General features: G+C 69.4%; 11 protein-coding genes and 1 pseudogene. 5 read left to right on the top strand and 7 right to left on the bottom strand.

Annotated elements, in window-relative coordinates; genetic code table 11:
- Positions 1-407, bottom strand: a pseudogene (locus V6M56_RS19405) (hypothetical protein); the annotation flags it as partial.
- Between the two features lie 186 nt (positions 408-593).
- On the opposite strand from V6M56_RS19405, the gene V6M56_RS19400 reads away from it, so the two are divergent.
- The 4 genes from V6M56_RS19400 to V6M56_RS19385 are packed head-to-tail and all read left to right on the top strand — an operon-like array spanning position 594 to position 2,298.
- On the top strand, positions 594-1,061 hold the full coding sequence (locus V6M56_RS19400; protein WP_332686060.1) for a nucleoside deaminase: 468 nt from the start codon (positions 594-596) through the stop codon (positions 1,059-1,061).
- 58 nt (positions 1,062-1,119) lie between these two features.
- Entirely contained in the window at positions 1,120-1,365 is a 246-nt protein-coding gene (locus V6M56_RS19395) for a FitA-like ribbon-helix-helix domain-containing protein (RefSeq protein WP_332686058.1), read from the top strand.
- On the top strand, positions 1,362-1,781 hold the full coding sequence (locus V6M56_RS19390; protein WP_332686056.1) for a type II toxin-antitoxin system VapC family toxin: 420 nt from the start codon (positions 1,362-1,364) through the stop codon (positions 1,779-1,781). Before V6M56_RS19395 ends, V6M56_RS19390 begins: the two co-directional genes overlap by 4 nt.
- 7 nt (positions 1,782-1,788) lie before the next feature.
- On the top strand, positions 1,789-2,298 hold the full coding sequence (locus V6M56_RS19385) for a GNAT family N-acetyltransferase (protein ID WP_332686054.1): 510 nt from the start codon (positions 1,789-1,791) through the stop codon (positions 2,296-2,298).
- A gap of 31 nt (positions 2,299-2,329) precedes the next feature.
- Here the strand turns inward: V6M56_RS19385 and V6M56_RS19380 are convergent, their stop codons facing one another.
- The gene (locus V6M56_RS19380; RefSeq protein WP_332686052.1) at positions 2,330-3,067 is read right to left on the bottom strand and encodes a sulfite exporter TauE/SafE family protein; all 738 of its coding nucleotides are present in this window, start codon (positions 3,065-3,067) and stop codon (positions 2,330-2,332) included.
- Between the two features lie 154 nt (positions 3,068-3,221).
- Between V6M56_RS19380 and V6M56_RS19375 the strand changes: the two genes are divergently transcribed.
- On the top strand, positions 3,222-3,971 hold the full coding sequence (locus tag V6M56_RS19375) for an ArsR/SmtB family transcription factor (protein WP_332686050.1): 750 nt from the start codon (positions 3,222-3,224) through the stop codon (positions 3,969-3,971).
- A gap of 107 nt (positions 3,972-4,078) precedes the next feature.
- On the opposite strand, the gene V6M56_RS19370 is transcribed toward V6M56_RS19375, so the two are convergent.
- From V6M56_RS19370 to purD, 5 genes are all read right to left on the bottom strand, one after another.
- A complete protein-coding gene (locus V6M56_RS19370; RefSeq protein WP_332686048.1) occupies positions 4,079-4,948 on the bottom strand; it encodes a patatin-like phospholipase family protein in 870 nt (289 codons plus the stop codon).
- 164 nt (positions 4,949-5,112) lie between these two features.
- Positions 5,113-6,024, bottom strand: coding sequence for an alpha/beta fold hydrolase (locus tag V6M56_RS19365; RefSeq protein WP_332686046.1), 912 nt, complete (start codon positions 6,022-6,024; stop codon positions 5,113-5,115).
- The gene (locus V6M56_RS19360; protein WP_332686066.1) at positions 6,021-6,440 is read right to left on the bottom strand and encodes a type II toxin-antitoxin system VapC family toxin; all 420 of its coding nucleotides are present in this window, start codon (positions 6,438-6,440) and stop codon (positions 6,021-6,023) included. Before V6M56_RS19360 ends, V6M56_RS19365 begins: the two co-directional genes overlap by 4 nt.
- A complete protein-coding gene (locus V6M56_RS19355) occupies positions 6,440-6,694 on the bottom strand; it encodes a type II toxin-antitoxin system VapB family antitoxin (RefSeq protein WP_332686044.1) in 255 nt (84 codons plus the stop codon). The genes V6M56_RS19360 and V6M56_RS19355 overlap by 1 nt, the downstream gene beginning before the upstream one ends.
- A gap of 56 nt (positions 6,695-6,750) precedes the next feature.
- Positions 6,751-8,031 (bottom strand): phosphoribosylamine--glycine ligase, encoded by a 1,281-nt coding sequence (gene purD / locus V6M56_RS19350; RefSeq protein WP_332686042.1) that lies wholly within the window; start codon positions 8,029-8,031, stop codon positions 6,751-6,753.
- Positions 8,032-8,166: the final 135 nt, after the last annotated feature.

The raw sequence follows: 8,166 nt of genomic DNA, 5'->3' as shown, positions 1-8,166 counted from the left end.
GGGCGCGGCGCGCCGTCGCGGCTTGGCCGCTCGAACCGGCCGGGCCTGTCGCCAGAAGGCCGCTCGCCGGCGCGTGTGGGCGGCCGGCTTGCCGGACGGCCCTCGCCGCTGCGTTCGCGGAAGGGCCGCTCGCCGCCCTCGCGAGGCGGCCGCTCGCCGCTCGGGCGCTCACGAAATGGCTTCTTCTCGAAGCGCTTGGCCGGAGGTCCGCCCTCGAGACGGCGCTCCGCCCCTTCGGCCGGGGCGCGTCTTGGCCGCTCGTCGCCCGCGCGCGAACGGAAAGGCGGCTTGCCGGCGCCGCGGGCCGGCGGCTTGCCGCCGCGCGGGACGCCATCGCGTCCGCCGCCGCTGCCACCGCTTCCGCCCTTGCGCGGGCCGCGGCTTTTCTGATTGTTGTCGTCGCTCATGATGGCTCCAAGAGCAGTCTCTTCGCAGGCCGCGATGCTGTTCGCAGGGTCCGCAAGGCGAGCCGTCTCTAAATTGGTCGTAGCCGGCGCTTGTAGCAGGGCCGGCGGCGCGCCGCGAGCGGCAAAGATGAGGGTTCGATGACATCCATCGACGCAGGGCGCATCGAGCCCATGTCCGAGACGCCCATGTCCGAGACGCCCAGCTCCCAGACGCCCGGATCGCCGATGGCGCTGGCACTGGCGCAGGCGCGCGCCGCGGCCGCGCGCGGCGAGGTGCCGGTCGGCGCGGTGGTCGTCAGGGAAGGGAAGGTGCTCGCCAGCGCCGGCAACCGCACGCTGGAGCTGAAGGATCCCAGCGCCCATGCCGAGATGCTGGCGATCCGCGCCGCCTGCCAGGAAATCGGCTCCGAGCGGCTGGTCGATTGCGATCTCTATGTGACGCTCGAACCCTGCCCGATGTGCGCGGCGGCGATCTCCTTCGCCCGCCTGCGCCGGCTCTATTTCGCCGCCTATGATCCCAAGGGCGGCGCGGTCGAGAATGGAGTCAGGCTCTATGCCAGCCCGAGCTGCCACCACGCCCCGGAGGTCTATGGCGGGTTGAGCGAGAGCGAGGCGGCGACGCTGTTGCGCGACTTCTTCAGGGAAAGGCGGTAGAGAAATTGATATCGTAATGAAATCTATGATATCATCTACAGGATAGGGAGGAGCCCCGATGCGCGCCGTCACCATCAGGAACATCCCCGAAGCGACGCATGTCGCCCTCAAGCGCCGGGCCGTTGAGAACGGACGCAGCACCGAGGCCGAAATCCGCGAGATCATCGAGCAGGCGGTCCGCCCGGCGGGACGGCCCCGGCTTGGCTCCATGCTCGCCGAGATCGGCCGGCGCGCCGGGCTCCGCGATGACGATTTGCTGCCGGAGCGCGAGCGGACCCCCGCAGAGCCGCTGCGCTTCGAATGATCGTCCTCGACGCCAACGTCGTCTCGGAGGCGATGAAGCCCTCGGCCAGCGCCGCCGTGATCGCCTGGCTCGACGAGCAGGTCATCGAGGCGGTCTACCTGTCCAGCGCGACCCTTGCCGAATTGCTCTACGGCATCGAGAGCCTGCCCCAGGGGCGCCGCAAGGACGCGCTGGCCGTGAGCCTGGACGGGCTGCTAGCGCTGTTTGGCGGTCGCATCCTTCCCTTCGACGCTGAAGCCGCGCGCTGCTACGGGCGAATCGCCGCGCGAGCCCGGCTGGCCGGGAAGGGCCTGCCGTTGCCGGACGGCTATATCGCGGCCACGGCGGCGGCGCATGGTTTCGCAGTGGCGACGCGCGACACGGCGCCGTTCCACGCGGCGGGGCTGCAAGTCATTGATCCCTGGGCCGCGGGCTGAGACGCTGATGGCCGCTGCGATCGCGCTGCGTAACGCCACGCCCACCGACGCCGAGGCCATCGCGGGGCTGAACCGTGCCGCCTTCGGCGGTGAGGAGGAGGTTGGCATCGTCGCGCGCCTGCACCGTGACGGTCTTGTCGCCGTCGAACTGGTCGCCGAAAGCAATGGCGCCGTCATCGGCCACATCCTGCTGAGCTGGCTGCCGACGAGCATGGACGGGCACGCGGTCAAGGCGCTCGCTTTGGCGCCGGTCGCCGTCCTACCTGGCCATCAGAGGCAGGGCATTGGCGGCCGCCTGATCGAGGCCGCACTTGAGCAGGCTCGGCGCACCGGTGCCGAGGCAGTGATCGTGCTCGGCCATCCCGGCTATTACCCGCGCTTCGGCTTCTCGGCGGCGCTGGCGAACCGGCTGGCCTCGCCGTTCTCGGGCGAGGCCTTCATGGCGCTGGAGCTGGTTCCGGGCGCGCTGGCCGGCGAGGCCGGTTCGGTGACCTACCCGCCGGCATTCGGCATCTGAGCCGGCGAGCTGCCTGCGGAAGGCCGTCGCTTCAGAGCGTCCGCGCCACCAGATAGAACCCCAGCCCCAGCAGCCCGGCGAAGAAGCAGAGCTTGAAGGTCGCGGGCGAGATCCGCTGCCGGATCGCCTGTCCGACCCACATGCCGCCGAGCGCCGGCAGCAGCGCCAGCAGCGAGGAGCCCGCCACCGTCCAGTCGAGCGCGCCGGCGCCGACCAGGCCGAAGGCGAGCGCCACGGTGGAGACGATGAAGGACAGGCCGAGCGCCTGGACCAGCTCCTCCTTCTCGAAGCCGAGCGCCTGCAGATAGGGCACGGCCGGCAGCACGAAGACCCCGGTCGCGGCTGTCGAGATGCCGGTGAGAACGCCGACGACCGGGCCGGCCCAGGCCTCATGTGCGGCCGGCACGCGCAGCTTCGCCGCCTTCAGGCCGACCAGCGCATAGAGCACGAGAGCGATGCCGAGCCAGAGCGTCGCCGAGCCGTCCTTGGCCTTCTCCAGCAGCCCGGCGCCGGCCCAGGTGCCGAGGCAGGTGCCGGCCAGCAGCGGCCAGAGCCGCAGCGCGATCGCCTTGAACCTCGGCCCGGTGAGCTGCCAGCTATTGGTCACCAGATTGGGGATCACCAGCAGCGCCGCCGCCTGGGCCGGCGCCATCACCACGCCGAGGATGCCGACCGCGATCGTCGGCAGGCCGAGCCCGATCACCCCCTTGACGAAGCCGGCGATCACGAAGGTCGCGGTGATGAAGAGGAGGAGCGTCGTGTGATCCATGATCCTGCCCGTGGCGGTGTCGGATTTGCTGGGCTGCTTGTGACAGTGCCGGCGCGCGCTGTCGCGCCTCGATGCTACGGTCGCGGCCGTAGCGTCCCTGCTTGCCTGCGGGCTCGCATGGGCGATGATGGCGCCAGCAAGCGGAGGCCCAGCCATGGCCATGAACGGACCCTATCTCGCCGAGATCGCCCATCTGATCGGCGATCCGGCCCGCGCCAACATGCTGCAGGCGCTGATGGGAGGTCGCGCTTTGACCGCCAAGGAGCTCGCCTTCCTCGCCGGCGTCGCGCCGCAGACGGCGAGCGGGCATCTCGCCAAGCTGCTGCAGGGCGGCCTGCTCGGCGTCGCGGCGCAGGGGCGCCACCGCTATTACCGCCTCGCCGGGCCGGAGGTCGCAGCTACGCTGGAAGGGCTGATGGTGCTGTCCGGCGCCGAACCGAGCCGACGCCTGCCGTCGCGCGTCGGCGCCGATCTCGCCCAGGCGCGGACCTGCTACGATCATTTCGCCGGAAGGCTCGGCATCGCCATCCATGACGCTCTGGTCGATGGCGGGCATCTTTCGGTTTCCGAGGGTGGCTATGGGCTGGCGCGTTCGGGCGTCGCGATCTTCGCCGGCCTCGGCATCGACCTGGCGGGGGCGCAGAAGAGCCGGCGCGCGCCCTTGCGACCCTGCCTCGACTGGAGCGAGCGGCGGCCGCATCTGGCCGGCTCGCTCGCCGCGGCCCTGGCCTGCCGCTGCTTCGAGGCCGGCTGGGTAAAACGCATAAAGGACAGCCGCGCCGTCGCGCTGAGCGATGCGGGCCGCGAGGCGCTGGAGGTCGCGTTGCCCGGTTTCCGTTGCGATGAGCCGGGAATTGCCGGGTCCGCGACAGAGTTGGGCCGTCATTCCGGACAAGCCGCGTAGCGGCGCAGATCCGGAATCCATCGTAGAGCGCAACGCCCTTCGATGGATTCCGGCGCTCCGCTTCGCTGCGGCCGGAATGACGAGGAGATCGGGATTGAAGGGAATAGCTAAGCCCGTTTCTCCAGCGCCTGCGACAGCTTGCGCTTGACCTCCTCCTTCACCGGCGCGGCGGCATCGAGGATCGCCTGCGCCTTGAAGAAATCGAGCCCGCCGAAACTTTCGCCGCCGGCCCGGATCAGGATGTCGGGCGGGTGGCGCTCGACCATGCGCTGGACCAGGGCCCGGGTCAGGATCTGCGAGACGCCGACGATCGCCTCCAGCGGCTCGGGCACGCGGCTGTCGCTCACCATCGCCGGCGCGCTGGTGTCGATGGCGAGCACGATGCGGCCGGGAGCCAGCAGGCGGTCATAGGGCAGGGGGTTGACCGCGCCGCCATCGATCAGCACCCGCCCGCCGATCGTCACCGGACGGACCAGCCCCGGTATCGCCAGCGAGGCGGCGACGGCCGGTGTCAGCGGGCCGTTACCGAGCACGACCTCCTCATGGAGGTGATAATCGGTCGCGACCGACAGGAAGGGAATGCCGAGTTCCTCGAACCGGTCGGGCACCTTCTCCGGCCAGAACAGGTCGAGCAGGCGCTCGCCGTCGAGCAGCACCGGATTGCCGAATCCGCGCCAGAGATCGGCGAACTTGCCGACGCGGGCATCGAGCAGCCGGGCGATCACGCGGGCGCGGTCGCGGAAGGTCACCTCGACATGCTCGCGCAGCTCGCGCCCCGAGAGGCCGGCCGCATAGGCGGCGCCGACGATCGCGCCCATCGACGAACCGGCGATCAGCCCGGGCTTCAGCCCGAGCTCGTCCAGTGCTTCCAGCACCAGGATATGGCTCAGCCCGCGCGCCCCGCCGGCGCCGAGCACGAGGACGAGCTCGGGCTGCGGGGCGCTCGGCTGGGCCTGCGTGAGGGGCGAAACCGTCATGGGCTCATGTCGTATTGGCAAGATCTGCAAGGCCTCGGGCCGTTTCCGTCATTGCGAGGAGCGTGAGCGACGAAGCAATCCAGGGGGCGCAAGATCGGGTCTCTTGGCGAGCCCTCCTGGATTGCTTCGCTTCGCTCGCAATGACGATGGTGCGCTCCGCGCCGTCACGGCGTCCGAGCCAGGAATTCCTTCACCGCCGCCAGCGTCGCCTCCGGGTTCTCCTCCGGCAGGAAGTGCCCGCTGGCGATGGCCTGGCCCTCGGCCTGCGGCGCGAATGTCTCGCGCCAGATCTCGAGCGGGCTTGCGCCCCTGGCCGGGATGCCGGCCTCGCCCCAGAGCGCCAGCACCGGGCAGAGGATCTTCTTGCCCGCCGCCCGGTCGGCCTCGTCATGGGCGAGGTCGGTGGTGGCGCCGGCGCGGTAATCCTCGCAGGCGGCGTGGATGCGGGCCGGGTCGTTGAAGGATTCGCCATAGGCCGCAAGCGCCAGCGGGTGGAAGGCCTTGAGTTCCTTGGCCCGCGTCCAGCTCGCAATGGTGTGGTCGAGCCAGCCGGCAGGGTCGGCCTGGATCAGCTTTTCGGGGATCGGCTCGGGCTGGGCCAGGAAGGTCCAGTGATAGACCTGCATGGCGCGCGCCGCGTTCATGCCCTCCCACATCGCTAGCGTCGGCAGGATGTCGAGCAGGACGAGCCGCTCGACCCGGCCGGGATGGTCGAGCGCCAGGCGGTAGGCGACACGGGCGCCGCGGTCATGGCCCATCACGGCGAAGCGGTTGTGGCCGAGCGCGCTCGCCACGGCGACGATGTCCTCGCCCATGCCGCGCTTGCTGTAGAGCGCCTTGCCGCCATCGCCATGCGGTGCCGTAGACCAGCCATAGCCGCGCAGATCGGGGCAGATGACGGTGTGCGTCTTCGCCAGCTCCGGCGCCATTTCGTGCCACTCGGCATGGGTCTGCGGGAAGCCGTGGATCAGCACCAGCGGCGGGCCCTCGCCGCCGACGCGGGCGAAGATCTTGCCGACCGGGCCGTCGATCCAGTGCGGCGCGAAACCGGGGAAGAGCTGGTCGATATTGGTCATGGGCGTGCTCCCGTCGCGACCGCCGAGGCGATGTCGGTATGGCTGAAATCCTCGCCCTTATAGAGCAGGGGCGCGTTCAGGGATCTGGCAAGAGCGTAGGAGAAGCAGTCGCCGAGATTGAGCCTGGCAGGGTGGCGGCCCTTGCCGAAGCGGAGGAAGGCTTCGGAGGATATTACGCTCTGCTCCTCGTCGACGGGAATTCGCCTGATGCCGAACCCTCCGATCAGCGCGATATAGCGTTCCAGCGAGAAGCCGGGCACGCGGGACATCGCGACCATGAATGCCTCGACGAAGGTGACCACCGAGCAGCAGGAGTCGGCGCTGTCATCCAGAGCTGCGATGAACCTGGCCCGCTCCGGCTCCTTGAGCAGGATCGCGATGATCGCCGAGCTGTCGACGACGATCGGCGATGCCATCACGATGGAACGCCGTTCTCATCGTAGCCGATGATCTCGTCATCGCTGAGGTGGCTGTTGATCTTCGGCATGGCATCGATTTCGGCGAGCAGCCTCCCGACCTTCGCCATGTCGATCCGCCCTTTGCGCGGCGGGAGTTCGGCGAGCTCTCGCTCTGCCGCTGTCCTCACGGCATCGGTGATGGTCCTGCCGGTACGCGCTGCGAGTTCGCGGACGACGCGGTCGGTCTCCGGATCCTTGATCAGGATGGCCATGGCGCTCTCGTATATATCGAAAGATGCGCGATATATACGCTGCTTCGCCTGCTTTGTCAGCCTTCGCGCTCGCGCTTCACCGCCTGCCAGCCGATGTCGCGGCGGCAGAAGCCGCCCGGCCAGTCGATGATGTCGACCGCCGCATAGGCGCGCGCCTGCGCCTCGCTGACGTTCCTGCCGAGCCCGACGACATTGAGCACCCGCCCGCCATTGGCGACGAGAGCGCCTTCCTTCTCCTGCGTGCCGGCATGGAAGACGAGCACATCGTCCTGCGCCGCGGCCCTCTTCACCCCCTTGATGACGCTGCCCTTCTCCGGCGTGCCCGGATAGCCATTGGCCGCCAGCACCACGGTGAGCGCCGCCTCGTCCGACCAGCGCAGGTCGAAGGAGCCGAGCACACCGTCGCAGGAAGCGAGCAGCGCCGGCACGATGTCGCTCCTGAGGCGCGGCATCAGCACCTCGCATTCAGGATCGCCGAAGCGGACATTGTATTCGATCAGCTTCGGCCCTTCCGCCGTGACCATCAGCCCGGCGAAGAGCACGCCCTTGAACGGCGTGCCGCGCTTCGCCATGCCGGCGAGCGTCGGCCGCACGATCTCGGCCATGACGCGCTCTTCCAGCGCCCTGGTCATCACCGGGGCCGGCGAATAGGCGCCCATGCCGCCGGTATTGGGGCCGGTATCGCCGTCGAAGGCACGCTTGTGGTCCTGGGCCGAGGCCAGCGCCAGCGCGTTCCTTCCGTCGCAGAGCGCAAAGAAGCTCGCCTCCTCGCCGATCATCCATTCCTCGATGACAATCTCCGCGCCGGCGGCGCCGAGCCCGCCGGAGAACATCATCGCGATCGCCTCGTTGGCCTGCTCGGCCGTCTCGGCCATCACCACGCCCTTGCCGGCGGCGAGCCCGTCCGCCTTGATCACCAGCGGCGCGCCCTGCTGCGCGACATAGGCTTTCGCAGCGGCCTCGTCCGAGAAGCGGGCGAAGCCCGCGGTCGGGATGCCGAACTGCGCGCAGAGTTCCTTGGTGAAGGCCTTCGAGCCTTCGAGCTGCGCGGCGGCCTTCGACGGGCCGAAGGCCTTGATGCCGGCTGCCGCGAGATCGTCGACGATGCCATCGACGAGTGGCCCTTCCGGCCCGACCACGACGAGGCCGACGCCTTGCAGCTTGCAGAAGTCGGCGACGGCAGCATGGTTGGCGATGTCGAGCACGACATTCTCGCCGCATTCGGCGGTGCCGGGATTGCCGGGCGCGACATAGAGCCGGTCGCAGAGCGGCGAGGCCGAGATCGCCCAGGCCAAGGCGTGCTCGCGCCCGCCGGAACCGATCAGAAGGATGTTCATCGCGCCGTCTCCAGTCTGTCGTGTCACCTGAAGCCCTCATCCTGAGGAGCGATCGCAGATCGCGTCTCGAAAGATGGTTCCAGTGCGCTCTGGAGCCATCCTTCGAGGCGCCGCTTCGCGGCTCCTCGGATGAGG

This window comes from Allobosea sp., from assembly GCF_036675845.1.
GTDB lineage: Bacteria > Pseudomonadota > Alphaproteobacteria > Rhizobiales > Beijerinckiaceae > Allobosea.
This window is presented reverse-complemented; position numbering and strand designations above follow the sequence as displayed.